At 60.7% G+C, this 25,492-nt stretch carries 24 protein-coding genes; 9 read left to right on the top strand and 15 right to left on the bottom strand.

The genetic code is table 11. The features are described from left to right. Window positions 1–102 precede the first annotated feature (102 nt). A complete protein-coding gene (locus CX511_RS15895) occupies window positions 103–1,023 on the top strand; it encodes a LysR substrate-binding domain-containing protein (protein WP_045183255.1) in 921 nt (306 codons plus the stop codon). A gap of 168 nt (window positions 1,024–1,191) precedes the next feature. After that, window positions 1,192–3,552 (top strand): DNA polymerase II, encoded by a 2,361-nt coding sequence (locus tag CX511_RS15890; RefSeq protein WP_101291950.1) that lies wholly within the window; start codon window positions 1,192–1,194, stop codon window positions 3,550–3,552. A gap of 73 nt (window positions 3,553–3,625) precedes the next feature. Here the strand turns inward: CX511_RS15890 and CX511_RS15885 are convergent, their stop codons facing one another. After that, window positions 3,626–4,126 (bottom strand): anthrone oxygenase family protein, encoded by a 501-nt coding sequence (locus CX511_RS15885; protein WP_045183252.1) that lies wholly within the window; start codon window positions 4,124–4,126, stop codon window positions 3,626–3,628. Between the two features lie 221 nt (window positions 4,127–4,347). On the opposite strand from CX511_RS15885, the gene CX511_RS15880 reads away from it, so the two are divergent. Beyond that, window positions 4,348–4,905 carry a DUF4174 domain-containing protein gene (locus CX511_RS15880; protein WP_101291951.1) on the top strand — a complete coding sequence of 186 codons (558 nt, stop codon included), beginning with the start codon at window positions 4,348–4,350 and terminating at the stop codon, window positions 4,903–4,905. Window positions 4,906–4,911: 6 nt separating this feature from the next. On the opposite strand, the gene CX511_RS15875 is transcribed toward CX511_RS15880, so the two are convergent. The 6 genes from CX511_RS15875 to CX511_RS15850 form a co-directional block, all read right to left on the bottom strand. Next, window positions 4,912–6,015: a polyamine ABC transporter substrate-binding protein gene (locus tag CX511_RS15875; protein ID WP_045183249.1), complete on the bottom strand. Its 1,104-nt coding sequence runs from the start codon at window positions 6,013–6,015 to the stop codon at window positions 4,912–4,914. 37 nt (window positions 6,016–6,052) lie between these two features. Continuing rightward, entirely contained in the window at window positions 6,053–6,868 is an 816-nt protein-coding gene (locus CX511_RS15870; protein ID WP_101291952.1) for a carbon-nitrogen hydrolase family protein, read from the bottom strand. Between the two features lie 97 nt (window positions 6,869–6,965). Continuing rightward, window positions 6,966–8,132, bottom strand: coding sequence for a Gfo/Idh/MocA family protein (locus CX511_RS15865; protein WP_101291953.1), 1,167 nt, complete (start codon window positions 8,130–8,132; stop codon window positions 6,966–6,968). After that, window positions 8,129–8,584 (bottom strand): type II 3-dehydroquinate dehydratase, encoded by a 456-nt coding sequence (gene aroQ, locus CX511_RS15860; RefSeq protein WP_045183242.1) that lies wholly within the window; start codon window positions 8,582–8,584, stop codon window positions 8,129–8,131. Before aroQ ends, CX511_RS15865 begins: the two co-directional genes overlap by 4 nt. After that, window positions 8,581–9,975, bottom strand: a complete 1,395-nt coding sequence (locus tag CX511_RS15855) for an MFS transporter (RefSeq protein ID WP_045183240.1) — start codon at window positions 9,973–9,975, stop codon at window positions 8,581–8,583. The genes aroQ and CX511_RS15855 overlap by 4 nt, the downstream gene beginning before the upstream one ends. 42 nt (window positions 9,976–10,017) lie before the next feature. After that, window positions 10,018–11,070, bottom strand: coding sequence for a Gfo/Idh/MocA family protein (locus CX511_RS15850; RefSeq protein ID WP_045183236.1), 1,053 nt, complete (start codon window positions 11,068–11,070; stop codon window positions 10,018–10,020). 91 nt (window positions 11,071–11,161) lie between these two features. Between CX511_RS15850 and CX511_RS15845 the strand changes: the two genes are divergently transcribed. Next, complete coding sequence (locus tag CX511_RS15845; protein WP_045183234.1) at window positions 11,162–12,106, top strand: LysR family transcriptional regulator; 945 nt, start codon at window positions 11,162–11,164, stop codon at window positions 12,104–12,106. Window positions 12,107–12,301: 195 nt separating this feature from the next. On the opposite strand, the gene CX511_RS15840 is transcribed toward CX511_RS15845, so the two are convergent. Further along, complete coding sequence (locus CX511_RS15840; protein ID WP_045183232.1) at window positions 12,302–12,733, bottom strand: hypothetical protein; 432 nt, start codon at window positions 12,731–12,733, stop codon at window positions 12,302–12,304. Window positions 12,734–12,888: 155 nt separating this feature from the next. Between CX511_RS15840 and CX511_RS15835 the strand changes: the two genes are divergently transcribed. Then, window positions 12,889–13,176, top strand: a complete 288-nt coding sequence (locus CX511_RS15835) for a hypothetical protein (protein WP_045183231.1) — start codon at window positions 12,889–12,891, stop codon at window positions 13,174–13,176. Window positions 13,177–13,196: 20 nt separating this feature from the next. Here CX511_RS15835 and CX511_RS15830 read toward each other — a convergent pair whose 3' ends face one another. Continuing rightward, complete coding sequence (locus CX511_RS15830) at window positions 13,197–13,688, bottom strand: DUF2938 domain-containing protein (RefSeq protein WP_218248880.1); 492 nt, start codon at window positions 13,686–13,688, stop codon at window positions 13,197–13,199. Between the two features lie 58 nt (window positions 13,689–13,746). Further along, on the bottom strand, window positions 13,747–14,997 hold the full coding sequence (locus CX511_RS15825) for a 2-aminoadipate transaminase (protein WP_045183229.1): 1,251 nt from the start codon (window positions 14,995–14,997) through the stop codon (window positions 13,747–13,749). Window positions 14,998–15,492: 495 nt separating this feature from the next. On the opposite strand from CX511_RS15825, the gene CX511_RS15820 reads away from it, so the two are divergent. Then, complete coding sequence (locus tag CX511_RS15820) at window positions 15,493–16,905, top strand: amino acid permease (protein WP_045183227.1); 1,413 nt, start codon at window positions 15,493–15,495, stop codon at window positions 16,903–16,905. Between the two features lie 108 nt (window positions 16,906–17,013). Then, complete coding sequence (locus CX511_RS15815) at window positions 17,014–17,511, top strand: PaaI family thioesterase (protein ID WP_045183225.1); 498 nt, start codon at window positions 17,014–17,016, stop codon at window positions 17,509–17,511. 23 nt (window positions 17,512–17,534) lie between these two features. Here CX511_RS15815 and CX511_RS15810 read toward each other — a convergent pair whose 3' ends face one another. The 3 genes from CX511_RS15810 to CX511_RS15800 all read right to left on the bottom strand — a co-directional run bounded on the left by CX511_RS15810 (window position 17,535) and on the right by CX511_RS15800 (window position 20,026). Beyond that, window positions 17,535–18,683: a M14 family metallopeptidase gene (locus CX511_RS15810; protein ID WP_101291954.1), complete on the bottom strand. Its 1,149-nt coding sequence runs from the start codon at window positions 18,681–18,683 to the stop codon at window positions 17,535–17,537. A 48-nt stretch (window positions 18,684–18,731) separates the two neighbouring features. After that, entirely contained in the window at window positions 18,732–19,244 is a 513-nt protein-coding gene (locus CX511_RS15805) for a DUF4880 domain-containing protein (protein ID WP_101291955.1), read from the bottom strand. Between the two features lie 449 nt (window positions 19,245–19,693). After that, window positions 19,694–20,026 (bottom strand): DUF6124 family protein, encoded by a 333-nt coding sequence (locus CX511_RS15800; protein WP_045183219.1) that lies wholly within the window; start codon window positions 20,024–20,026, stop codon window positions 19,694–19,696. 131 nt (window positions 20,027–20,157) lie between these two features. Here CX511_RS15800 and CX511_RS15795 point away from each other — a divergent pair, with 131 nt between their 5' ends. Continuing rightward, complete coding sequence (locus tag CX511_RS15795) at window positions 20,158–20,817, top strand: LexA family protein (protein WP_045183217.1); 660 nt, start codon at window positions 20,158–20,160, stop codon at window positions 20,815–20,817. Between the two features lie 154 nt (window positions 20,818–20,971). Here the strand turns inward: CX511_RS15795 and CX511_RS15790 are convergent, their stop codons facing one another. Further along, window positions 20,972–22,273, bottom strand: a complete 1,302-nt coding sequence (locus CX511_RS15790) for a leucine-rich repeat-containing protein kinase family protein (RefSeq protein WP_045183215.1) — start codon at window positions 22,271–22,273, stop codon at window positions 20,972–20,974. A 154-nt stretch (window positions 22,274–22,427) separates the two neighbouring features. Between CX511_RS15790 and CX511_RS15785 the strand changes: the two genes are divergently transcribed. After that, window positions 22,428–24,317, top strand: a complete 1,890-nt coding sequence (locus tag CX511_RS15785) for a propionyl-CoA synthetase (protein ID WP_045183214.1) — start codon at window positions 22,428–22,430, stop codon at window positions 24,315–24,317. 40 nt (window positions 24,318–24,357) lie between these two features. On the opposite strand, the gene zapE is transcribed toward CX511_RS15785, so the two are convergent. Beyond that, on the bottom strand, window positions 24,358–25,455 hold the full coding sequence (gene zapE / locus CX511_RS15780; RefSeq protein WP_231353308.1) for a cell division protein ZapE: 1,098 nt from the start codon (window positions 25,453–25,455) through the stop codon (window positions 24,358–24,360). Between the last annotated feature and the right edge of the window lie 37 nt (window positions 25,456–25,492).

Raw genomic sequence — 25,492 nt, 5'->3', positions numbered from 1 at the left:
GCAACAAGAGGGGGAGGCGGGCATTCTTGCCAGCCCATTGAACCTTGTAAAACGCCTGTTGCTATGGCTTTCTATTAGTATTACTCATGCTTGAGGCTGGCCATGTCCGAACGAATTCCTGCCCTGCAGGCCCTGCGGGCGTTCGAGGTGGCGGCGCGCTATGGCTCCTTTACCCGTGCGGCTCAGGAACTGGCGCTGACCCAGGGTGCCATCAGTCACCACATCAAGACCCTTGAAGGCTTGTTCGATTGCGCGCTGTTCGAACGCCGAGGCCCGAAGCTGGCGCTGACCGAACCCGGCCGTACATTGGCTCAAGAACTGAAAGTCGGCTTCAAGATCATCGACAATGCCTGCGCCGTGCTCAAGAAAGACCGTAACGGCATTCGCCTCAAGGCACCTTCAACGCTGACTATGCGCTGGCTCCTTGAGGGGCTTGGACAGTACCGTCAAGCAGCGCCACAGAGCAGGGTGCAGCTGTCCAGTGTGTGGATGGACATCGACTGCGTGGACTTTTACAGCGAACCCTATGACGCCGCGATCCTGTTGGCCGACGGGCGTTTTGGCCCTGATGTAGACAGCCTCAAACTGTTCGATGAGTGGTTGCTACCGGTCTGCAGCCCTGCTTATCAAGCGCTGATTGAAACCGGAATTGCCGGCTTGCAGCGTGCTGAGCATCTGCACTGCTCCGCGGATCGCCGGGACTGGCGCCGCTGGCTGGCGCGGGTTGGCGCGTCGCCAAGTGGGGGCGAACGTGGGCAGTTGTTCGACACCCTCGACCAGGGCATGTCCGCTGCCCAGCAAGACGCAGGTGTTGCCGTGGTCGATTTGTTGCTGGCTCGCGGCGAGCTGGATGCCGGGCGTTTGGTCGCGCCAGTGCCCCAGGCGGTATCTACCGGTGAGGGGTACTACTTGACCTGGCTGACGTCTTCTCCTCAAGCGCGGCAGGTGCAGGCGCTGGGCGATTTTTTACTGGCCAGGGTGCCGCAGCTGCCTTTGCTGGGTATTGACTATTTGTATGACTAATAGCAGTGCGGAACCTGGCGGGCAGGCTCGGCAAACACCCGCTCGGCCATGAAATCGATGAAAACCGGTAAACGCGTCCGGTGCCCGGCAGTACGGCTTTAAACCGGGCATTCGGGTGGCTGGCTAAGGTAGAATCCTCACTTACTCAGTGGTTCAGAGGTTGCAGCGGTGGAGTTACAGCAGGGCTTTGTCCTGACTCGGCATTGGCGCGATACCCCGGCAGGCACCTGCGTTGAGTTCTGGCTGGCCACCGATCAGGGCCCACGGCGCTTGCGCTTGTCGCCGCAGACGTCAGTGGCCTTCATTCCTGCAGCTCACCGTGAGCAAGCACAGGCGGTACTGCGTGGTGAGCGTGGGGTGGAGTTGCGCCCGCTTGAGCTGCGTGACTTCGAGCAACGGCCGGTACTGGGCTTGTATTGCCGCCAGCATCGTCAATTGATTCAACTGGAAAAGCGTTTGCGTGCCGCCGGGGTGCAAGTTTACGAGGCTGACATTCGTCCCCCCGAGCGCTACCTGATGGAGCGTTTCATCACCGCGCCGGTCAGCTTCAGCGGCACCGTGGACGAGCATGGTGTGCTGCAGGATGGCCAACTCAAGCCCGCCGCCGATTACCGGCCGACACTGAAGCTGGTATCGCTGGATATCGAAACCACCGAACGTGGCGAGCTGTATTCCATTGCCCTGGAAGGCTGCGGCCAGCGCCAGGTGTACATGCTCGGTCCGGCCAATGGTGATGCCGAGGGCATCGATTTTGACCTTGAGTATTGCGACAGCCGTGCGCAGTTGCTCGAGCGCTTGAACCACTGGCTGTCAGTGCATGACCCGGATGCAATTATTGGCTGGAACCTGGTGCAGTTCGACCTGCGCGTGTTGCAGGCCCACGCCGAGCAATTGCAGGTGCCGCTGCGCCTCGGGCGTGAGGGCGAGGTGATGGAGTGGCGCGAACAGGGTAGCCGCTCGCATTTTTTTGCTGCGGCCAGTGGCCGCTTGATCATCGACGGCATCGAAGCGCTGCGCTCGGCAACCTGGAGCTTCCCCTCGTTCAGCCTGGAGAATGTCGCCCAGACCCTGCTTGGCGAGGGTAAGGCAATCGATACGCCATACCAGCGCATGGATGAAATCAACCGCATGTTCGCCGAGGACAAGCCGGCCCTTGCCCGCTACAACCTCAAGGATTGCGAGCTGGTCACGCGCATCTTCGCCAAGACCGAGCTGCTGACCTTCTTGCTCGAACGGGCTACGGTCACCGGTTTGCCGGCCGATCGCAGCGGAGGTTCGGTTGCCGCCTTCGGCCACCTGTACATGCCCTTGATGCACCGCCAGGGTTTTGTTGCGCCGAATCAGGGGGAGCGCCCAGACGAGGCCAGCCCCGGCGGCTTTGTCATGGACTCGCGGCCTGGCCTGTACGAGTCGGTGTTGGTGCTCGATTACAAGAGCCTGTATCCCTCGATCATTCGCACCTTCCTCATCGACCCGCTGGGTTTGGTGGAGGGCCTTCGAGAGCCCGGTAATGAGACATCGGTACCGGGTTTTCGAGGTGCACGCTTTTCTCGCACCCATCATTGTTTGCCGGCCATTGTCGAGCGGGTCTGGCAAGGCCGCGAGACCGCCAAACGCGAGCAAAACGCGCCGCTGTCCCAAGCCTTGAAGATCATCATGAACGCGTTTTACGGGGTGCTGGGCTCCAGTGGTTGCCGTTTTTTCGATCCACGTCTGGCGTCGTCAATTACGATGCGCGGCCACGAGATCATGCGCCGCACCCGCGAGCTGATTGAGGCCCAAGGCTATGCGGTGATTTATGGCGACACCGATTCCACCTTTGTCTGGCTCAAGCAAGCCCACGGCGAAGCCGAAGCCGAGGCCATCGGACGGCACCTGGTGCAGCAAGTCAACCAATGGTGGCGCGAGCATCTGCGGGCCACCTATGACCTGGACTGTGCTCTGGAGCTGCAGTACGAAACCCACTACAAGCGCTTTCTGATGCCGACCATCCGCGGTGCAGAAGAGGGCAGCAAGAAGCGTTATGCCGGCTTGGTCCAACGTGCCGACGGGCATGAAGAGATGGTCTACAAGGGCCTGGAAAGCGTGCGTACCGACTGGTCGCCGCTGGCCCGACAATTCCAGCAGGAACTGTACGAGCGTATTTTTCGGCGCCAGCCCTACCAGGCGTATTTGCGCGAATACGTGCGCAAGACCCTGGCCGGTGAACAGGATGAGCTGCTCATCTACCGCAAGCGCTTGCGTCGGCCGCTGGCGGACTACCAGCGCAATGTTCCGCCTCATGTGCGTGCTGCGCGCATGGCCGATGCGTTCAACCAACGCGAGGGGCGGCCACGGCAGTACCAGAATGGTGGCTGGATCAGTTATGTGATTACCGTGGCAGGTCCTGAACCGCTGGAGACCCGGCACTCGGCCATCGACTACGACCACTACCTGACCCGGCAACTGCAACCGGTGGCCGATGCGATCCTGCCGTTTGTGCAGGACGATTTTTCGGCGTTGATTGATCGGCAGATGGGGTTGTTCTAACAACGGCCTGATTGGCCCGTGGTAGCCGCAGCCTGGCGGCAGCGGCTACGAATCAACAGTCCCCCACCTGGTGCTATACCCCGCGAATCAAGGCCAGCGCCAACATCAACCAGGCCGCCGCCGCCAAGGCGGTCACCGTGCGCACATGATTCCAGCGATTCCACGTCGGTACATAACGATGCCAGGCAACTGCCGCCTCGGCACTGGCCGGGTCAAGGCGGGCGAGGCTCTGGTTTTTCGGTACGTTGAACAGCATCGTCACCACCACGTTACCCGCCAGGTACAGCGCACTGCCGATGGCCATGCACAAGCTGCCCGGCAGCGGCCAGCGCTGGTAGGCCCAGACCAGCAAGGCAATGCTGGTCAGCGCAGTACCAAAGAACAGGGCCAGGAACAAGCGATTGAGCACCACCTGGTTGATCGACTGCATGGCCGTCACCGCGCTCTGCTCCGGGATGCGCTCCAGGGCTTTCATGACGAAGTTGGAGAAGGCAAAAAACAACCCGCCCATCAGGCCACACCCCAGGGCAGTGGCAAGGATCAGCAACAACAGCAAGGTATCGACAACGCTCATGGTCCAGTCCTTCGACAGGGGGAGTGGCAGGCGTGGCTGACAGCCATCAGCTATCCTCAGATTCAGATGTCAGCCTATTCTGAGCACGCTCAAGGCCTTACATGGAAATCGGAAGTTACTTTTGAGCTGCCCACGGATTTCGTCCTGTAGTTTAGGCTCGCACTTCGGATCTTTCGTCGCGATCTGTAGTCTTTGTTGCATGGAAACTGAAGGAGATGCGCATGCGCGTACGGTCACTGACCCTTGCTATCCTATTGGCCGTTGCTGGCCCCGTCTTCGCGGACGAGAAGCCCCTGGAACAGGACCTGTACAAGGCCCGTCCGCTGGTCATCATCGCGCCTAGCACCGCCGACCCGACTCTGCGCGGTTTGAATAAAGCCCTCGAGGACCCGGCCACCAAGAAAGCATTTGATGATCGCAACCTGGTGCTCTATAGCGTTGCGGGCATGATTGGCAAGCGTGACGACAAATTCCTCGAACAGCAGACCACCATGGCGCTGATCCGTGAGTTCAAGTTCAGCGCCAAAGACACGGTTGCTACTCTGGTAGTGCTGGTGGGCAAAGATGGCACACAGAAAATAATAGAACACACGGGCACCGTCGAACCCAAGACGATCTTCGACGCAGTCGACGCTTTACCCGCTGCAGAAAAAGCCATCGTCGCACCGACTGTGGCAGAGCAGAAGCAGGCCGCCAGCGCACCGCCCAAAGACGGTAAGCAGGCCAAGCCGGCAAAACCTGCCAAGCCGCTTTCACCGCCTAAACCACTGGAAGACTGAAGGCGGTCAGCTACCGGTTTTAACCTTGCTCCACACCCGGGTACGTACCCGTTCAAGCTTCAGTGGCAAGGGCTCAAGGGGGAACAGGGTGTCGAGCACGGCCTGCGACGGGTACACCGTAGGGTTGTCGCGGATGTGAGCGTCGACCAGGGAAGTGGCGTCTTTATTGGCATTCGGGTAGCCCAGGTAGTTGGTCGACTCAGCGATGACTTTGGGCGTGAGCATGTAATTGATGAATGCCAGGCCTTGTTGCGGGTTCGGCGCCTGCTTGAGCAGGACCATGCTTTCCAGCCATAACGGTGCGCCTTCGCGCGGAATGCTGTAGCGGATATGCCGACCATTGCCGGCATTTTCCGCACTGAGCTTGGCCTCGAACACGCCGCCAGACCAGCCGAGCACCACGCAGACATTGCCATTGGCCAGGTCCGAAATGAACTTCGATGAGTCGAAATAGCGAATGTGCGGACGCAGCTTGAGCAGCAGCGCCTCGGCTTTGCGGTAGTCATCCGGATTCTTGCTGTTGTAGGGCAAGCCTAGGTAATGCAGGGCGATGGGGATGATCTCATTGGGTGCGTCGAGCATGGCCACTCCACATTCGCCCAGCTTGGCAAGGTTTGCTTCATCGAAAATCAGTGCCCAGGAGTCCACCGGGGCCTGATCGCCGAGCAAGGCGTTGACCTTGTCCTGGTCATAGCCGATGCCAGTGGTCCCCCACATGTAGGGCGCCGCGTAGCGGTTACCGGGGTCGTTGCTCTGCAACTTGGCGAGCATCTGCGGGTCCAGGTGCGGGAAGTTGGGCAGCTGGCTGCGGTCAAGTTCTGCCAATACCCCGGCCTTGATCAGGTTGGGCAGCAGATCGCCGCTGGCGAACACGACGTCATAGCCACTGCGCCCGGCCATCAACTTGCTTTGCATCACGTCGCTGTTGTCGAACACGTCATAGACCGGGGCGATGCCTGAAGCGTGCTGAAAGTCCTTGGTGGTATTCGGTGCGATATAGTCGTACCAGTTGTAGATGTGCACGCTGGGCGTGGAGGTTTCTTGCGCCTCAGTGCCAGCCATACACAGCAACGCAGCCAAGGCCAGGGGTAAGCAGCGGATCGGCTTCATCGGAGCACTCCAGAGTTCTTGTTGTTGTGGGGTGGTGCTAGGCAATCAACAGTTCGCGACGCCCGTCGGCGTGCTCTACCTGGGTGCCTGGCACGTGCAGGCGGCGGTCCTTGAGGTAGTCGTAGTCGCGGCGGGCCCGCTGCAGCAGTTCAAGGTTCAGCTCGATCTGTTCACGACCCGCTTGGCGACCTGCTTCGAACAGCACGCGACCAAAGGGGTCAACCACGCTGCTGCCACCGGCAAACACCAGCCCACCGTCACCGCTGCCTACCCGATTGACCATCACGGCAAAGGCCTGGTTTTCCTGGGCGCGTGCCATGATCGCGGTGCGGTGCACCGGGCCATAAGGGTCCATGTTGCCGTTGCTGACAATGATCAGGTCGACACCCAGTTGCGCCAGGGCGCGACTGCTTTCCGGGAACTCGATGTCGTAGCAGATCAGCAGGCCGACGCGCAGCCCGTTCCAGCTGGTGGTGGCGAAGCGATCACCGGCCTGGAACAGGCCACGTTCGGACGGCCACAAGTGGGTCTTGCGGTAAGACAGGGCCAGGCCGTCAGGGGTGAGCAGGACTGAGGTGTTGTAGTACACGCCGCCAGCGACTTCGGCAATGCCGACCACGGCGGCCACACCGCGTTCGCGCAGTGCCTGCTGCACAGCCTGCAGGCTTGGGCCGTGCAGGGGTTCGGCAACTTCTGGCAGTTGCTCGGCGTTGGCAAAACCCATCAACTGGGTTTCCGGGAACACCAGCAGGTCGGTGTCCGCCTTGCAACTGGCAATGGCCTCCAGCGTGCGTTGCAGGTTGTAGGCAGTATCGCCGTCGCGGCCTTCAAGCTGTATGAGTTCAATCTTCATCTCGGTTCCTTGGTCAGGGCTGGAACCGAGTATGCGCGGCCCAACGCGGGCCGCACATCACAGCGATGGAGTAACCCTCAATGGGTAATACAGCGCTTTAGTCCACGCGGGTCCAGCAGCCTTGATCCTGGTCGGAGCGCACGCAGGCGTCGATAAACGCCATACCACGCAAGCCGTCTTCTGCTGTCGGGCACAGGCGTGCCAAGGGTGAACTGGGGCGTTGTTCGCGACGGGCCCTGATCAGTTCGGCAGCATCGCTGTAGAGGTTGGCGAAGGCTTCGAGCAAACCTTCAGGCTGACCAGCCTTGATGCGTGTGGCGTGCTTGGCCGCGTCGCTGAGCCAGGCTTCGCCACGGCGCAGCACCTGATGGGGTTGATCCTGATGACGCAGTTCCAGACGCTCCGGTTCCTCCTGATGCCAATACAGTGAACCGCTGGAGCCGAACACCCGGATCTGCAGGCCATGGCGATGACCAGCAGCGACGAAGCTGGCCCAGAGCATGCCGCGCGCGCCGCCGCTCAGGCGCAGTTTGACGTGGGCGTTGTCGTCCGAGCGGCGCCCGGGCACCAGGGTACTGAGCTCCGCCGAGACTTCGCTGATCTCCTGGCCAGTGACAAAGCGCAGCAACTGATGGGCATGCACGCCGACATCGGCCAGCACCGACGAGCTGCCGGCCTGGCTTGGGTCGGTACGCCAGGTGAGGGCTTTGACCCCTTGTTGTTCCAGCGGATGGGTGCCGAAGGCGCTGCCATGCTCGACCTGCACCAGGCGCACGTCGCCAATGGCGCCTTGGGCAATCAGTTCGCGGGCTTCGCGGATCATGGGGTAGCCGCTGTAGTTATGCGTCAGCAATTGCAGGGCTGGCCCTTGGCGCACTCGCTCAAGCAGGGTTCTGGCTTCATTCAGGCTGGTGGCCAGGGGCTTGTCACAGATGACATCGATGCCTTGTTCGAGAAAAGCCAGGCTCGCCGGGACATGCACGGCATTGGGCGCCATGATCGCTACTGCCTCAATACCATCGTCGCGCTCAGCTTCGGCCCGAGCCATCTGCTGGAAGTCGGCGTAGGCACGCGCTGGCGCCACACCGTACGCTTGTGCGGCGGCCAGGTTGCGCTGTGCATCGCGGGCAAATACTCCGGCAACCAGTTCGAAGTGACCATCCAGATGGGCCGCATAGCGGTGGGTGGCACCGATGGACGACTCCAGGCCTCCGCCGACAAAGCCCAGGCGCAAGCGTTGGGTTGGGTTGGCCAGGGTTTTCATGCGTTACCTCCTTGGTGTGTGCGCAATTGACGGGCGAAGTGCTCGATGGCCAGCACGTAGCCGTGGGTACCAAAACCCGCCAGCACCGCCTGGGCCACCAGCGACACATAGGAGTGGTGGCGGAACGCTTCACGGCGGTGCACGTTGGAAATGTGCACTTCGATCACTGGCACTTCAGCGGCGATCAGTGCGTCATGGATCGCCACTGAGGTGTGGGTCCAGGCCCCTGGGTTGATGACGATGCCGGCAACGCGGCCGCGGGCCTGGTGAATCCAGTCGATCATCTGTCCTTCGTGATTGGTCTGCTGGAACTCCAGGGTCAACGCCAGGCGCTCGGCGGTCTGTTGGCACAGGCCGTGGACGTCGGCCAGGGTTTCCCGGCCGTAGACCTCAGGCTGGCGCAGGCCGAGCATGTTCAGGTTGGGGCCGTTGAGTACGAGTAGGGTGGTCATGGATGCAGGTTTCCGTTCAGTGAGGTGGCGCGCAGGGCGTCATAGGCGGGTTTGTCCAGGGCGACGGCATCAACGCGGCCGAGCTGGTCCAGGGGAGTGCGGTAGGTTTCTGGCGCGCTCCAGGCCGCGACGGCCGAGATCGCGGTGACCAGGCAGGTGATGCTGCCAATCAGCAGCGGCACGTTGTCCGAGCCCGGTGGTGCCACGGCGGTGAACAGTGCTGGGAGCAGGGCGGTGAACAGGTAACCGATGTTCTGGGCAATGGCCATGGCCGAAACCCGGTAATGGGTCTGGAACTGTTCAGGAAAGAAGCTGGGGAAAATCGCGTTGTAGCCCTGGTAGATCATCCCCCACATCAACAGCGACGCGGCAAACGCCAAAGGCAGGTTGTGCAGGCTGATGGCGTACAGGTAGAGGAACGACATCAAGCCGCAACCCAGCGCGCTGCCGATGATCAGCGGTCGCCGACCGACGCGGTCAGAGAGGTTGCCGACAAAGGGAATCACCAGCACCGCGACGATGTTGCCGACCACTGGAATCCACAGGTACACGCTTTTGTCGAAGCCCACGCCGTAGGCCGGCTGCACTGCATAGGCTGCGCCGAACACGGTGGTTACCACCGGTATAACGTTCATCAGCGACACCCCCAGCACCACCAGCATGCCGCGCCAGCTGTACGTGAACGCATCGCGAATCGGTGAACGTTGGCGCAGCTGGCCGCTGACTTTGCGGGTAAAGGCCTGGGGCTCTTCGACTTCACGGCGGATGATGAACGCCGCGAGCAGCACGGCGGCACTGAGCAGGAACGGAATCCGCCAGCCCCAGCTGTTGAAGGCCTCTTCAGGCATGAAATAGGCCAGCGGCAGGAAGATCGCCGCCGCCAGCACCTGGCCGGCTTGTACCCCTTGTAGGGTGAAACTGGCAAAGAAGCCGCGTCGCCCGGGCGGTGCATGCTCAAGAATCATAGAACTGGCGCCGGCGATTTCCCCGGCTACGGCAAAGCCTTGGATCAGGCGCAGCACCACCAGCAGTGCCGGTGCCCAGTAGCCGATCTGGTTGTAGGTCGGCAGCAGGCCTACGGCGAACGTGGCCAGGCCCATGAGCAGCATGCACAGCAACAGCACGTGCTTGCGGCCACGGGTGTCTCCCCAGTGACCGAGGACGAACGCGCCGATCGGGCGTGCCAGGTAACCGACGCCATAAGTGGCCAGTGAGGCGATGATTGCCACGCTCGGATCGCTGGAGGGGAAGAAAATTTGCGGGAAGATCAGTGCCGCCGCTTGGGCGTAGATAAAGAAGTCGTAGTACTCCAGGGCTGAGCCGACCCAGCCACTGGCGGTGGCTTTTTTCGTTTGTTGTGTCGCATGCAACCCTTCGGGGTGCTTGGCCATGAGGTGTCTCCGTTTGTTGTTGTTATGGAGGTACGGCGGGTATCACAGCGAGTCGGTGAGGACGATCTGGCCGCTGTCGGCGGCCTGGCGGATGGCTTCGACGATCTGCAGGTTGCGCAGACCATCACGGACCGTGACCAGTGGTTGGGCTTGGTCGCGGATTACCTGACAGAAATGCGCCAACTGGCGTTGCAAAGGGTCGACGTGTTCCAGCGGCGCGACGGCAGTGTTGAAGGGCTTCCACCAGGAGCGCTCCTCGCTGCGTTCGTAGTACTTCAGGCGCATGGTCGGAATCGACAGCGAGCCGCGTGTGCCGGCGATGACGTAGCAGTCTTCGTCGGCATAGCTTGGGTAATCGAGGTTTTCCCGTGCGGTCTGTTCCCAACTGCGGGCGCAGGCAGCGCTGTCCGAGAGCAGGAAGGTACCGAGTGCACCACTGGCAAAGCGCAGGCTGATGGCCACGCTGTCTTCCACGGCAAAGCCACGGGTGGCGTTGGACGCCTGGGCTTGCACGGCAACGATTTCACCGCACAGCGAACGCAGGTTGCCGATCTCGTGGATCATGTTGATCAGCACCGGCCCGCCACCGGCTTGGCGCCGCCATGGTGCGGCATCGAAGTAGTCATCGGGCTTGTAGAACAGCGCACTGCCCATTACCGCCACCAGGTTGCCGAGCAGGCCTTCGGCGATCACCTCGCGGGCTTTGTCGAGAATGGCGCTGTGTGCCCGATGGTGGCCGACCAGCAGCTTTGCCCCGCATTGCTCGGCAATGGCCAGCAGGCGCTTGCCCTCTGCCAGGCTATGGGCCACCGGTTTTTCGATCAGTGCGGCGACGCCTTGCTCAACACAGGCCAACGCGCCTTCCACATGCAGGGCATTGGGGGTGGCAAGAATGACCCCGTCCGGGCGTTGCTCAGCGAACAGCTGTTGCAACGAGGGATACAGCGGCACTCCGGCGGCTGCGGCAAGCGCTGCTGCAGCCGGAGCCGGATCAACCAGCGCGCACAGCTGGCACGTGGTGTTGGCCTGGATCAGTTCGATGTGACGACGGCCGATCAGGCCGGCACCGGCGACGGCGATGCGTAGGGTAGTCATGGCGCTCTCATTGTTCTTGTAGGGCAAGGCAGACCGCGACGGCGGTTTTGTGAGAGGCTAATAAAAAACGTTGGGGAGATAATCGGCCTGAATGAAGAATCAGAATGCGCTAATAGCGAATAATGAGCCGCTGCTGCGCGACCTGCAGTTGTTCTGCGAAGTGGCCCGGCGTTCCAGTTTCATTGCCGCTGCCACTGAGATTGGCCTGTCCCCGGCGCATGTCAGCAAGCGCATCGCCACCCTGGAGACGCTTCTGGGGGTGAAGTTGTTCAACCGCACCACACGACGGGTCAACATCACCAGCGATGGCGAGGCAGCGTTTATCTGGGCTCAGAAGATTCTCGAGAACGTAGAATCAATGTTCGAATCGCTGTCTGCGGCGCACAGCGAACCACGGGGCACCTTGCGCATCAGCACCAGCCTGCGTTTGGGCCGTGAGCATGTGGCGCCGATCCTGTCGTTGCTGCGCAAGCGCCATCCGAATCTGGACGTCTGGCTGGAGTTGATGGACCGTCGGGTGGACCTGATTGGCGAGAACTTCGACATTGATATTCGCGTCGGCGAAGTGCAGGAAAAGCACCTGATTGCCCATCGCATTGCCGAGAACAAACGGGTGCTGGCGGCCGCGCCCGACTACCTGGCGCGGCGTGGGCCGGTGCGCGTGCCGGCGGAGTTGGCGCAGCAGGATTGTTTGCTGTTTCGCAGCCGCGATGATCGCTTCGGGGTCTGGCGCCTGGTCGGCCCGGGCGGTGCCGAGACGGTCAAGGTCACCGGGCCCATGGCCGCCAACCACAGCGATATTGTCCGGCAATGGGCGCTGGACGGGCACGGCATCATCATGGCCTCGTACTGGGATGTGGTCAGTAATCTGGAAGACGGTTCGTTGGTGCGGGTGCTGCCGGCGTACCACCAACCTGCGGATGTCTGGGCGGTGACGGCGGCGCGTTCAAGCAGCTCGGCCAAGGTGCGCAGCTGTGTGGCGTTCCTGCGCGAGCAGTTGGCCGAAGGGCCGTATGCCTTGGCGGTGGGTGGTTGACCCAGGGACGTCTTTTGTAGCCGCTGCCGCAAGGCTGCGATCGGGCGTGAAACGGCCGCAACACCTGGCCACCGCGATTCGCCAGGTCCAATGCAGTGCCCGAATTGCGACTGCTCAGCAGTTGATCGCAGCCTCGTGCCTCGGCAGCGGCTACAGCACGCAACCGCTGACACAGGCTCGGTGGCGCGTCGCTACTTAGTCGCCAGCCTGGGCTTGCAACATCAGCTGGCCATCCACCTCGCGGACCAAGCCGCTGGCCAGCAGCAACGGCAGCAGGCGCTTGTGCAATTGAGGCTCGACAAAGGCGCGCAGGGTATCGAGGTCAAGTGCGCCCAACGGTTGCAGTTCGGCTTTGGTGTACGACAGCCAGGCCTTTTTCAATACCATCAATACGTCACTGCCGGCGGTTGTAGCAAAGCGCCGGTGTACTTTCTGGCCTTGCAGCTCGAAGGTATGTGCGTGCTCGTAGCCTGATTCATCGCCAGCGCCCGCCAGGCAGCGACTGCAACGGCAGGGGCCGTCGCCAAAAGCCTTTTCCAGGTAGGCGTTGAAATCCACCACAGGCTTGAGGCCCAGGCGCTTGTCGACTTCGAACAGGTCCGAGGTCAGGTGTTGTTCAGCGGTCAATGTGGTTTCCCTGAATTGTCTTGGCGGGGGCGCACAATACCAGTCTTTGCGATTGCCGGATGTCGAAGTGAACGGGATTTTTCCGTGACAGTCCATTACCCTAGGCGCCCCCGTGCGTCAGCAGACGCCGATCTATCCGTCGTTGGAGTTCAAGCATGTACAACTACACAGCCACCGTGACCGTCAGCGACGATCTGCACGATGACGTCGAAGCGGTGGAAAACGTCGCGATTCGGATCGGGCTTGAGGCCGTCACTGACACCCTGAAGAAAGTCCATTTTGTCGGCGCCCTGGCCGCACCGGACAAACCCACGCACATCTGTGTGACCCTGGACAACGGCCTGAGCTACTACGGCCCGATCGTCAATGGTCACGCCGAACTTGAAGGCGGTTGGATTGCCTTTGAATGTGACATGCTCACCCCGCAGGAACTTGGCCTGTAACGTCTACGCGCTTATCGCCCTCAGGCCAGCACCGCCGACCACAGCAAGCCCGCCAGGTACAAGGCAATGCCGAAGACGATATGGGCTAGCAAACTGCGGGCGCGTGCGGCGGGAGGGTTTGGCGTTTTCGACGCGGCAAGGCCTGCACCCATGCCGGGTTGCATGATCAAGAAGGGCGCCAGTACCGTGGCTATTCCCAGCGCCAGGGCGGGTAGCAGGGTCGGCTGACGCACCCACTCCACGCCATTGAGTGCCAGCAGTAGCGCAGCAAAGACAATACCGATGGCGTAGTGCATGGACCAACCCAGTACCCGCTCTCCCGGTAGGGCCTGAGCCTTGGCGATGCTGGCGTGGACGAAGTGTCCGCGTTGCATATGCCCGACCCAGCGACCGACCATAGCCCAGTTCGGCCCGGGTGTACCCAGTACGCGCTGTTGAAACAGCGTCCACAGGTCGGCCAGGGCTGTGGCGGTGAGGCCAATCAACACCGCGAGGACCAGTCCTTCGAGCATGAGCGTCTCCCGCAACATCATCCGTTTGCCTGAATGATTGGCCCTCGCTGGCGTCAGGTCAATGCAGTCGGGCCAGACAACTCTCAAGAATATCCAGGCCCTCGTTGAGTACGTCAGCTTCGATGGTCAGCGGTGCCAGCAGGCGGATGATGTGCCGCGCCTTGCCACTGGGCATCAGCAGCAACCCGGCATCCCTTGCCGTTTGGAGCAATTGCGCCAGCTGTGCGGGCGCCGGTGCGCCGTTGACGTCGACCAGTTCAATGCCGCGCATGGCGCCGGTGCCGGTGAGGCGCCCCAGGTAGGGTGAAAGCTGCTGAGCCTGCCAGCGCTGGTAGCGGCTGACAATGGCCGTTTCCTGCAGCTCACCCCAGGTGGCAAGGTTGGCATCGGTCATTTGCTCAAGCGTCGCCAGGGCCGCTGCACAGGCCATTGGGTTACCTGAATAGGTACCGCCGAGGCCGCCTTTGGGCAAGTTGTCGAGCAGGGCCTTGCGCCCGAGGACTGCGCCCAACGGCATGCCGCCAGCAATGCTCTTGGCTACCAGCAGCAGGTCCGGTTCGATACCCAAGCGTGGGAAGGCAAAGCGCTGGCCGGTGCGACCGAACCCCGACTGGATTTCGTCGGCAATGATCAGGATGCCATGGGCATCGCAAACGCTGCGCAGTGCGAGGGCAAAGGCCGGGTCCATGGCCAGGAAGCCCGCTTCGCCCTGGACGGGTTCGAAGATCACCGCCGCCACCTCATTGGCATCGATTTCGACGCTGAACAGGCGTTCCAGGGCCGTCACAGCCTGATCACTACTGACCCCGGTATCGACACTTGGGTAGGGCAGGTGATAGACCGGGCCGGGCAATACCCCGACCCGCTGCTTGTACGGCGCGACCTTGCCATTGAGGTTCAGGGTGGCCAGGGTACGGCCATGAAAGCCGCCGTCAAAGGCGATGACCGCGGTTCTGCCGGTGGCGCCACGGGCAATCTTCAGGGCATTTTCCGCCGCTTCGGCACCACTGTTGGTGAGCATCCCGCTCAGTGGGTAGGAAACCGGCACAAACGCTGTCAGGCGCTTCATCAGGTCGATGTAGGGTTCGTGCCCGGCGGCATTGAATGCGTAGTGCGTCAGGCGTGTGGCCTGTTGTTGGATCGCGGCGACAATCTGCTGATTGCAATGGCCCAGGTTCAATACGCCAATACCGCCAACAAAATCAATATAGCGTTTGCCCTGCGTATCCCACACTTCCGCATTTTTACCGTGGGACAGTGTTATGGGGTGAACTACGGAGATGGACTGACTGATATGTTCGTGGCTCATGTGCACGCGGCCTCTGCAAGTTATGCCGGTATATAAACGGCACAGTGGCGGCGAGCGCAAACGAAATAATCGATTGCTGTCATTCCTGCAATTCTGAATGTGCGACTGGCTGCTGCACGTTGGACAGGACGGTTGATCCTTTCCTTGGACGACGTGAAAGCCACAAAAAGCCTGAGGTCATTCCGTCAGGGAATTATGTGCTTCTAAAAGGTCGTTTGTGAACGTCAGTGAACTGGATTAAAACTGACTCACATCAAGGATTTCAACTGAAATTATCAGTAGCCAAAACAGCGCTGTCAGGGCAACTAATTGATGACTGTTCGCCGCGCGAACGTTTATTAATCACAGCGTGTCACCTGTGCACAGGAGGGTACTTATTTCGGCTTGGGGCGGGCCGCCGACAACAACAACCGTCACCACCACTAATAACAACTACTGCTCTAACCCTGTCGGCTGCGCACGTTGTGCAGCGGCATACCCAGTTGAGGGTTGAACATGGCATCGCTACAACAAAAGAAACAGCGTTCGCTACAACACGGCTTGACATCCCGTCAGGTGTCGATGATTTCCATTGCCGGCATCATCGGTGCCGGCTTGTTTATTGGCTCATCTACCGCCATCGCCACAGCCGGGCCGGCCATTCTTATCTCCTATGCAATGACCGGCCTGCTGGTGCTGCTGGTGATGCGTATGCTCGGTGAAATGGCCATTGCCAATCCCAACAGCGGCTCGTTCTCCACCTACGCCAGCCAAGCCATCGGCCCTTGGGCCGGCTTTACCATCGGTTGGTTGTATTGGTGGTTCTGGGTGCTGATCATTCCGGTCGAAGCGATAGCCGGGGCCGATATTCTTCATGCCTATTTTCCGACAGTACCGTCCTGGCTGTTTGCCTTTCTGATCATGGTCGTGCTGTCGTGCACCAACCTGATCAGCGTGAAGAACTTCGGTGAGTTTGAGTATTGGTTCGCTCTGATCAAGGTGGTGGCAATCGTCGCCTTCATTGTCGTCTGCAGCCTGGCGGTGTTTGGCGTCTGGCCACTGGCACAGCAGACTTCCGGGGTCAGCCAGTTGTGGGCCAATGGCGGCTTCATGCCCAACGGCTTTGGCGCGGTGCTCGGTGGCGTGCTGGTCACCATCTTCTCGTTCTTCGGCGCAGAAATTGTCACCATTGCCGCCGACGAAACCGCCAACCCCAAGGAGAAGATTCGCAAGGCCACTAACCTGGTGGTCTACCGCATCGCCATCTTCTATATCGTCTCGATCTTCTTCATCGTTTCGCTGGTGGCCTGGAACGATCCGGGGCTCAAAAGCGTGGGTTCGTTCCAGCGGGTGCTAGAAGTGCTGAACGTGCCGGGGGCCAAGTTGTTGGTCGACCTGGTGGTACTGGTGGCGGTGACCAGTTGCATGAACTCGGGGCTGTACACGGCCTCGCGGATGCTCTATTCGCTGGGCTCACGGGGTGAGGCGCTGTCGATGACCAAGCGCATTTCCGGTAACGGGGTGCCGACGGTGGCGGTGATTCTTTCGACCTTTGCAGGGTTTGCTGGCTGCCTGGTCAATTATGTGTTCCCTGGCAAGGTCTTTGGCTTTTTGCTCTCGACCACCGGCGCCATTGCCCTGTTGGTGTACCTGGTGATCGCCGTGTCGCAACTGCGTATGCGCGCCATCAATGATCGCGAAGGCACTGAGTTGGCGTTCAAGATGTGGCTGTTCCCCTGGCTGACCTGGCTGGTCATCGGCCTGATCGTCACGGTGCTGGGCTACATGCTGATCAGCCCGGCCTACCGCTACGAAACGCTGATGACGGCCGGGGTGACCCTGGCGATCCTGCTGATCTCGCTGACCCGGCGAAAATCAGCCGCCGGTGGCGTGTCGAAGCAGCCAATGGCGCCAGTTAAAGGTACCTAGGCCAGTCCCGTGCACTGAACAAAGCCCATGACCTGTTCATGGGCTTTTGCGTGACACAGCGGTACTATCGGCAACGCTTTCCCTCTAACACAGACAACCAGGAAGCTTATGAACGATCACCTGCTTTCCCTTCAGGAACTGGCCGCGCCCGAAGGCGTCTGCTATGGCTGCGGCTGCTCTCATTCCAGTGGCCTGCACGTAAAAAGCTATTGGGACGAGGATGCTGTGCACCTGGTCTGCCGGCACTCACCCGACAGCACCTTTCTCGGTTGGCCGGGGCTGGTCTATGGCGGTCTGTTGGCCATGTTGGTCGATTGCCATTCCAACTGGACAGCCATGGCCTATCACTACCGCGCCGAAGGGCGTGAGCCGGGGAGCCTGCCACGCATCGACTGCGTCACCGGCCAGCTCAACCTGACTTACCTAAAACCCACGCCCATGGGCGTTGAGCTGGTGCTCAAAGCCCGGGTCGAAGGCGAGGTGGGGCGCAAGAGTCGGGTGATCTGCGAGGTCTGGGCCGGCGATGTGCTGACCGTGACCGCCGACTCGGTGTTCGTGCGGGTCGACACCGAGAAACTCAAGCACAAGGCCCACGGTCAGGCTTGACCCTCCTGCACGGGTCGGCGCCCTCAGCGCAGGGTGGCGACCATCTGCCCAAGGACATCCAGCACGGCACTGGCCAGCGCTTTTGAGCGCAGGCCATTCCAACCGGTTTGCGGGTTGGGTGCACCGTCGTGGTCTTTGAACGGCATCTCCAGGGTCAGGGACAGGCACTCGTAGGCTTGGCCGACGCTGTTGGCGCCCAGCGTCAGGTTAGCCTGGCCAGGCGCGGAGCGTGGGTAGCCGTGGACTTGCTGGAAATCGACGGTACGCTTGCACAGGCTGTCGCGGAAGGTCTTTTCCAAGTCAGCCAGGCGCGGGGTGTAACCCGGATTACCTTCGCAGCCGGCAGTAAACACATGAGGGATTTCCTCATCGCCATGCACGTCGAGGAACATATCGACGCCATGCTGTTTCATTTGCAGTTGGGCGAATAACACCTCCGGGCTTTTGTCGGTGCTTGCGCTTTGCCAGGCGCGGTTGAGGTCCTGACCTGCAGCGTTGGTGCGCAGGTGGCCGCGCACGGCGCCGTCTGGGTTCATGTTGGCGATCAAATACAGGTCAGCCTGCTGCAGCAGCGCCGCCATGCTCGGATCATTGTGCTCCAGGCGGTCGATCACGCCTTCCATGAACCATTCGGCCATGTGCTCACCTGGATGCTGCTGGGCGATGATCCAGAGCTTGCGCTTGCCAGGCGCACCGTCACCGGCTCGCAGCAACGGAATATCACGCCCTTCGACACTGCGGCCGGTCGCCAGCAGTTCAACGCCGGGCACGCGGGTGGCACGTTCGATCAGTTGATTGTGGCGGGCGCGGGGGTAGGGCTCGAAATAGGCAAACCAGGCCTGTGGCTGCTCAGCCTTGAGAGCAAAGCTCAGAGCCTTGCCGTCGAACTGGGTGGGCACCCGGAACCATTGCTGCTGATCGTAGGACGCTACCGCCTGATAACCCGTCCAGGCTTCGTTATAAGAAGACTGACCGGCGTTTTCCAGTACGAAGGTGTGTACCTGTCCGGGTGTCAGGCCACTGGCCTTGAAGTGAAACCACTGAAAATGATCGCTGCAGCTGTCGGGGCGAATCGCCAGGCGTGTATGGCTGGGGTCACTGGCATCGGAGATCAGGATGTTACCGGAATCGAAGTCGCAATCGATGTGCAGGGGGGATAGCGTCAGGGTCATCACCAGGCTCCTGTAGAGTTGTTGTGGAGCTCACTCTACACGCCTGGCTCAGGACCAGAAACCAATCGCTGCCAATGCGGCCAGGGCCAGCCCGATCGCTACTGAGCAGCCGCCGATGGAGAGCGCCGCACGCGGTTGCCGGTACCAGGCGTCATGGCCCAGTTGCCGGGCCGGCGCCAACAGGGTGCGCCAACGCAACTCGGTGGCATGGAAGGCTTCTCGGTGTGCTGGGGCGGCGTCGAGCCAACGGCGAAAGTCAATGCGTTCGCTGGCGGTAACCTGTGGGCTTTGTAGGCGTACATACCACTGACCGGCCGCGTTGGCCACCGCATCATGCACTGGACGTATGCTTTGCAAAGCTTGGTTCATATGGCGCTCGACGGTGAGCGCAGGCAGGCCCAGGCGCTCGGCGATGGCGGCAAAGCTCAGTTGATCAAGGCGGCTGAGGAGAAACACCTGCTGAACGCGGCGGGGCAACTGTTTGAGTTGCGCCAGCAAGGCATCGTCAGCGAGGTCTTGGGAATGGGGGTGATGCTCAAGGGGCAGCAATAGACGGGTCATGTACAAGCTCCTTGCTGAATAGGGGGAGGGGGCGTCCTCCGTGACGCGATGACAGCTTAGTCGTAACGAGATTGATTCTCAAGTGCTAATTCGGCAAAGCGCCGTCGCCTGCTTCACCCTGCGACATTCATTTGCTATCATCGCGGCCATTCAAGCAACACCTGCCTTCATTAGCCTGAAGAGCCAAAAAAAAGACCCGGCAAAAAAGCCGGGTCAAAAACCGTGATTAGCCTGATGAGGAGATAATCTGAGAGTCCGACCTAAGGGCTTTCAGTTATCCAACCAGTCTCGCGACCAGTTGTGAGCAATAATAATCGTTATCATTTGCAAGTCAAATGAATTTTCTGTCATTCCGTAAAAAACTTTTACCGAATGCGCTCCCTCGCACTATCGACGGCTCTAGCACCGTTGTCGCAGTACTTCCCACGTTTAACGCTTAGCGCATAGGCTCAAGATCGCTGAAGAGCGCTCGGCGTGTGTTCCAGCATTGTTCTGGCCATGTTGATCATGTGCATCACGGTCAGCGCCAGATCCCGGTGCATCCCCTGTAAACCATTGGCCGCCTCGTGCGCGGTAGCGGCAGCACAACGCAGCAGCTCGGTCGCGTGCTCGGTGGCCTGAGCCTCGTTCAAACCCTCGCGCGGCACCAGCCAGCACGCCTTTACTGCATCGGCAGGTGGCGTGGGATTCAGGTAGAAATCCAGCGCACGGCGGGCGGCATCGCTATTGCTCAGCGATTCGTTGTCCAGGGGAAGATCCTTGTCAGAGGGGTGCTTTTTCATTTGGCTGCCTGCCTTGTGAGTGAGCAATGAACGGTTGAGGCAAATACTAATACGATTTGTAGTTGTCTCTAATCTTTAAATACTACAATTTGTGTATTGAGCGCCGAAGGGCAGTCCGTATCGTGCCAGCGATGGATAATTGGACTGAACTGGTTAAAGCCAGAATGCGTGATCTGAAGATTACGCAGGAAAATCTCGCCGAGCGGATCGGCGTCACTCAGGGCGCTGTGGGCCACTGGCTGCGTGGTGGACGTCAACCCAAATTGCGCGTGCTCAACCAGATTCTGGTAGAGCTGGGGTTTGCGCCGCTGCAGATTGTTTATCCCCATCAACTCAAGGAAAGCAGCGGTGTGTATGACACATCGAGTTTCCCTGCCGCCGTGACGGGCGCCGATGGCCATCGACACGAATTGTATTTTCGCTATCCAATTTTGACCGGGGGCGATTTGGACCCTGAGCAGGTAGCGGATCCCAGCGCGCAGCAGTCAAGCGACTATGCAGCGCAAGGGCGAGGGTTCTGGTTGCGCGTCGAAGGCGATGCGATGACCGCACCGATGGGCCTGAGTGTGCCGCACGGCATGTTGATCCTGGTGGACACCGGGGTGGGTGCTGAGCCTGGCAAGCTGGTTATCGCCCGTTTGCCAGGCTCCACGACCACGGTATTCCGTCAGTTGATTGAGGAAGGTGGTCAGACCTACTTGAAGCCGCTTAACCCCACCTATCCCAAGGCCCTGTTTACGGAGCAGACTGATGTGATCGGCGTGGTGGTGCAGGCATTGGTCAAGTTCTAACACCGCGGCACCTAGGCCCTGTACGAAAAGCCTTGATACTCGGTGATGCTGCGTTGAAAACAGCCTCGGAATGCTCATTTACAACCCGTAAACTCCGCTTCCTCGGCTGTTTTCGCCTTGCCTGACGTTCGTCTCAAAACTTTTCATACAGAGCCTAGGGCGTGGCGATGAGCTGCAGTTGCCGGCTTATCTGGGCAAACGCAGGTCGTAGCGGCACCTGCGGCTGTAAACAACGCCGCTGTAGCAAGCGCAGCGCGTCGCAATCGTCGTCGCAACAATCGAGCAATTCACCCAACAACACCCCGAATGCCAACACTTCGATGCGCTGCAACGCCGCCGCCGTTGGGCTGTCATCCTGGGCGTAGAACGACGCCGCGCCAAAGTCGCCGAGCAAGCACTGACCCTGTTCATCACAGAGAATGTTGTGCGCATACAGATCACCATGGGCAATGCCGTGGTGGTGTAAGTGCTCGCCAACCGAGGCGATCGCACAGGCCAGGCGCTTGACGGCTGCCAGGCTCAACCGGCGTTCGCTGGCATAGGTGTCGCGGGTGCACGCCTCAAGGGTCGGTGGCCCGGCCAGGTTGAACCAGTGTGGGTCGATCAATTGCATCACCAGCGCTGGCAACTGGTCGGGGTGGTTGTCGATGCGCCCTGCCAGGCGCACTAACTGCGGATGATCACCGGCGGCAATGCAAGCGTGCATCTCGTTGAGAGGAGAGCCATCGCTGGTCATCTGGCCTTTGTACAACTTGACCGCCACCGGTGCGTCCTGCTGTTGCCAGTTGGCTTGGTAAATTACCCCGGAAGCGCCTTGACCCAGCACGTGGGCAAGGTTGATGTGCTGCCAATCGATGCGCGGGCAATGCCCGGCATCTTCGGGGGCACAGTAGGCTGGGGGCAAGGGGTTGCCTGCGTAGGCCAACCAGGCCAGACGTGGCAGGTGCAGGAGCCAGTCCGGGAGCGTTTGCAACTGGTTGGCGGCGATGCGCAGCAGTTCAAGCTTTTGGCAACGGGCAAGGCGTTGCGGCAGCTCGTGCAAGCGGTTGCCGGCCAGCATCAGTTTTTGCAGCTCCGGGCAATCGCCCAAGGCCTCGGGCAGGGCACTGATGCAGTTGTCGGTGAGGATCAGCGCACGCAAGCGTCGGGGCAGGGCGGCGGGGCTGACCTGCTCGATGCGATTGCTTTTGAATCCGACCACTTCAAGGGCGGGGCAGCGGCCCACGCTTTCCGGCAACCGGGTGAAGCGGTTGTCCGAGCAAAACAGCACCCTGAGTTTGTACAGGCGGTCGAGGTCGTCGGGCAGCTCACTGAGGCGGTTGCCGGTCAGGTTGAGGATTTCCAGGCTGTCGGCCAGGTCGAAGATTTCCTGGGGGAACTGCTCAAGCCCGCACTGCAGATTGAGGCGGGTAACGCCTGCCAGTCGGCCGGCCTTGAGATCGTCGAGGGTATGCATGGAGTGGATACGGGGCCAGTGAAGAAAACGCGGCGGCCATGATACCGACAATCGGCGCGGCGCATGCGACTTAAGTCCCATGGCAGACTGACCCTTGCGGTTCATACTCGATGCTCGCCCTTTATAAATAACAACAAGTTCAGGGTTTGAATCGATGACCTATCAGCACAGCTACGCCCATTCCATCACCGATCCTGCCGCATTCTGGGCCGAGCAGGCCGATCACCTGGCCTGGTACCACAAACCCCACAAAACCCTTACTGAAAACCCCGATGGTACCCATCAGTGGTTTGCCGACGGGCGCCTGAACAGTTGCTACCTGGCCCTGGATCACCAGATTGAGCAGGGGCGCGGCGAGCAGACGGCGCTGATCTACGACTCGCCGGTAACCGGCAGCCAGCAATCATTCACCTATACGCAGTTGCGCGATGAAGTGGCGCGCCTGGCCGGGTTGCTGCGTTCGCTGGGGGTGGAGAAGGGCGACGGGGTGATCATTTATATGCCCATGGTGCCCCAGGCGGCCATGGCCATGCTCGCCTGTGCCCGCATTGGCGCGGTGCATTCAGTGGTGTTCGGCGGCTTTGCCGCCAATGAGCTGGCGCTGCGTATCGATGATGCCCGGCCCAAGCTGTTGCTGACGGCCTCTTGCGGGCTGGAGTTCGACCGGGTCATCGCGTACAAACCGTTGGTGGACCGCGCGCTGCAACTGGCTAAGTACCCACCACGCCAGGTGCTGGTGCAGCAACGCCCGCAAGCCTTGGCCACGCTGGTCGAAGGCCGTGATCTGGACTGGCAGGCGGCAGTGGCCGGGGCAAGTCCGGTGGCCCCGATCGAGATGGCCGCATGCGACCCGCTATACATCATGTACACCTCAGGCACGACCGGAAAACCCAAGGGCATCGTCCGCGAAAACGGCGGCAATGCGGTAGCCCTGTGCTTTGCCATGCGCCATATCTATGGGATGCAGGCGGGGGATGTATGGTGGGGGATATCGGATGTCGGCTGGGTGGTTGGCCATTCCTTGATCGTCTACGGCCCGTTGATGAGCGGCTGCACCACGGTGTTCTATGAGGGTAAACCGATCCGCACGCCTGATGCGGGCGCGTATTGGCGGGTGGTCGAGCAATACCGGGTTAATGGCCTGTTTTGTGCGCCGACGGCCATGCGCGCGATTCGTAAGGAAGACCCCAACGGCGAGCTGATGCGCCGTTATGACCTGAGCTCCCTGCGCCAGCTGTTTCTGGCGGGCGAGAAGCTTGATTCCAGCACGCATCAGTGGCTGGAATCGACCAGCGGCAAGGCCGTCCATGACCACTGGTGGCAAACCGAAACCGGCTGGCCGGTCACCGCGCCCTGCGTCGGTTTGGAAGGTAGCACGGCACGTTCGGGTTCCAGCAACCGCGCAGTACCGGGTTACCACGTGCGGGTGCTCGATGACGACGGTCACTTGCTTGGCGCCAACCAACAGGGTGCCATCGTCATTGCTCTGCCCTTGCCGCCGGGCTGCAGTCAAACGCTGTGGGGCGACCACCAACGCTACCTGGAGGCGTACCTCACCACTTATCCGGGCTACTACCATACCGGCGACGGCGGCTATCTGGATGACGATGGCTTCGTCTATATCATGGGGCGCACCGACGATGTCATCAACGTTTCCGGGCATCGGCTGTCCACGGGGGAAATGGAGGATCTGGTCGCTCGTCATCCGGCCGTGGCCGAGTGTGCGGTCATTGGCGTACATGATGAGATCAAAGGGCAGGTGCCTTTGGCCCTGGTGGTGCTCAAGGATGGTCAGGGCATCAACGAGGCGGCCTTGCAGAGTGACCTGGTGACTAGCGTACGTGAGCACATCGGTGCTTTGGCTTGTTTCAATCAGGTGCGGGTGGTCAAGCGCCTGCCCAAGACCCGCTCAGGCAAGATACTGCGTGCGGTGCTGCGCAAAATTGCTGACCAGCAAGCCTACACGCCGCCCTCGACCCTGGACGATCCGGCGGTGCTTGGGGAAATCGAGGCGGTGCTGGCGGATTTTGCTCGGGCGGGATGAGGCTACGGGGCGATCCATCGCCGGTGTTGCCGGCGATGGTTTACAGCTGCTGGCGTAACTGCCCGAGGCGGCTGCGGGTACGCGCCAGGTCGCTCGCGCTGCCACCGAGGCTTTCGGCCAGCGGCAACTGGCCGATCAACACCAGGTGCTTGTCCTGGTCATAGAGCACATCCACCAGATTGATGAAGCGCTGCTGCTCGGCCATCGAGCAGTCTTCCAGGCGCGGTAAACCATCGATGATCCAATGGTCGAAACGCCGGGCCAGTTCCAGGTAGTCGATGACTGCTGTGGGTTGTTCACAGAGCTGGGCAAAATCGAACCCCAGGGTGTCCTGTTCAATGAGCCGGACCAGCAGTTGGCGTTTACCGACCTGCAGGGGTATCGACACTTCGCCCAGCTCCGGCAATTGCAGCGCCTGACGCTGTGCCGGGCTGCCCGGCCAAAGGTAATGGCCTTGGGTAAAACGCTGCTGGCTGGCATCACTGGGCAAACTGCGGTAATCCTGCTCGCCACCGACCTCCAACACCTGCATACGACTGTTGATCAGGCGGATCACCGGCTCGAAGCGCTGGTGGTAGAGCGGGTTGGGGAGTAAACCTGCGGGCGCGTAGTTGGAGGTCACCAGAAGGAAAATCCCGCGCTCAAACAGGGCCTGAAACAGCCGGGTGATCAACATTGCGTCGCCGATGTCATGCACATGGAACTCGTCAAAGCACAGCACTTGACAGTCTTCGAGCAATTCATCGAGGGTGCAGGCCAGGGCATCCTGCTGATGGCGGTGCTCGAACATGCCCTGATGCAATCGGGCAAAGAAGTCGTGAAAGTGCACGCGGCGCTTGTGTGGCTGCACCAAGGCGTGAAAGAAACCCTCCAGCAGCCAACTTTTGCCTCGCCCGACTGCGCCATACAAGTACAGGCTACGGGCCTGACCTCGGTCGAGGGCGGCGGCCTGGGTGGCCATCTGTTCGATAACGTGCAGCTGGCCTTGGCTTAGGGTGTAGCCTTGGGACGCTGCCTTGTGGCGAAAATGCTGACGAACGGCGGCAGAACGATCGGCGTCTTCCCGTGCCATCGTTGCGAGTCGGTGACGCAGGGCGCGCAGCGGTGAACGTATCCATGAGGGTGGCAGGGCAGACAAACCGGGCTCCTTAGGGGATCGGGAAGCAACGACGGGT

The organism is Pseudomonas sp. S06B 330 (assembly GCF_002845275.2).
Taxonomy (GTDB): domain Bacteria; phylum Pseudomonadota; class Gammaproteobacteria; order Pseudomonadales; family Pseudomonadaceae; genus Aquipseudomonas.
Note: the sequence above shows the minus strand (reverse complement) of the source record. Positions and strands in the feature narration are given on the sequence as shown.

What these genes read in the sequence shown, in the direction of transcription:
- CX511_RS15895 (WP_045183255.1), top strand. Translation starts at nt 103, where the DNA reads ATGTCCGAACGAATTCCTGCCCTGCAGGCCCTGCGGGCGTTCGAGGTG.
- CX511_RS15885 (WP_045183252.1), bottom strand. Translation starts at nt 4,126, where the DNA reads ATGAGCGTTGTCGATACCTTGCTGTTGTTGCTGATCCTTGCCACTGCC.
- CX511_RS15880 (WP_101291951.1), top strand. Translation starts at nt 4,348, where the DNA reads ATGCGCGTACGGTCACTGACCCTTGCTATCCTATTGGCCGTTGCTGGC.
- CX511_RS15875 (WP_045183249.1), bottom strand. Translation starts at nt 6,015, where the DNA reads ATGAAGCCGATCCGCTGCTTACCCCTGGCCTTGGCTGCGTTGCTGTGT.
- CX511_RS15870 (WP_101291952.1), bottom strand. Translation starts at nt 6,868, where the DNA reads ATGAAGATTGAACTCATACAGCTTGAAGGCCGCGACGGCGATACTGCC.
- CX511_RS15865 (WP_101291953.1), bottom strand. Translation starts at nt 8,132, where the DNA reads ATGAAAACCCTGGCCAACCCAACCCAACGCTTGCGCCTGGGCTTTGTC.
- aroQ (WP_045183242.1), bottom strand. Translation starts at nt 8,584, where the DNA reads ATGACCACCCTACTCGTACTCAACGGCCCCAACCTGAACATGCTCGGC.
- CX511_RS15855 (WP_045183240.1), bottom strand. Translation starts at nt 9,975, where the DNA reads ATGGCCAAGCACCCCGAAGGGTTGCATGCGACACAACAAACGAAAAAA.
- CX511_RS15850 (WP_045183236.1), bottom strand. Translation starts at nt 11,070, where the DNA reads ATGACTACCCTACGCATCGCCGTCGCCGGTGCCGGCCTGATCGGCCGT.
- CX511_RS15845 (WP_045183234.1), top strand. Translation starts at nt 11,162, where the DNA reads ATGAAGAATCAGAATGCGCTAATAGCGAATAATGAGCCGCTGCTGCGC.
- CX511_RS15835 (WP_045183231.1), top strand. Translation starts at nt 12,889, where the DNA reads ATGTACAACTACACAGCCACCGTGACCGTCAGCGACGATCTGCACGAT.
- CX511_RS15830 (WP_218248880.1), bottom strand. Translation starts at nt 13,688, where the DNA reads ATGCTCGAAGGACTGGTCCTCGCGGTGTTGATTGGCCTCACCGCCACA.
- CX511_RS15825 (WP_045183229.1), bottom strand. Translation starts at nt 14,997, where the DNA reads ATGAGCCACGAACATATCAGTCAGTCCATCTCCGTAGTTCACCCCATA.
- CX511_RS15820 (WP_045183227.1), top strand. Translation starts at nt 15,493, where the DNA reads ATGGCATCGCTACAACAAAAGAAACAGCGTTCGCTACAACACGGCTTG.
- CX511_RS15815 (WP_045183225.1), top strand. Translation starts at nt 17,014, where the DNA reads ATGAACGATCACCTGCTTTCCCTTCAGGAACTGGCCGCGCCCGAAGGC.
- CX511_RS15810 (WP_101291954.1), bottom strand. Translation starts at nt 18,683, where the DNA reads ATGACCCTGACGCTATCCCCCCTGCACATCGATTGCGACTTCGATTCC.
- CX511_RS15805 (WP_101291955.1), bottom strand. Translation starts at nt 19,244, where the DNA reads ATGACCCGTCTATTGCTGCCCCTTGAGCATCACCCCCATTCCCAAGAC.
- CX511_RS15800 (WP_045183219.1), bottom strand. Translation starts at nt 20,026, where the DNA reads ATGAAAAAGCACCCCTCTGACAAGGATCTTCCCCTGGACAACGAATCG.
- CX511_RS15795 (WP_045183217.1), top strand. Translation starts at nt 20,158, where the DNA reads ATGGATAATTGGACTGAACTGGTTAAAGCCAGAATGCGTGATCTGAAG.
- CX511_RS15790 (WP_045183215.1), bottom strand. Translation starts at nt 22,273, where the DNA reads ATGCATACCCTCGACGATCTCAAGGCCGGCCGACTGGCAGGCGTTACC.
- CX511_RS15785 (WP_045183214.1), top strand. Translation starts at nt 22,428, where the DNA reads ATGACCTATCAGCACAGCTACGCCCATTCCATCACCGATCCTGCCGCA.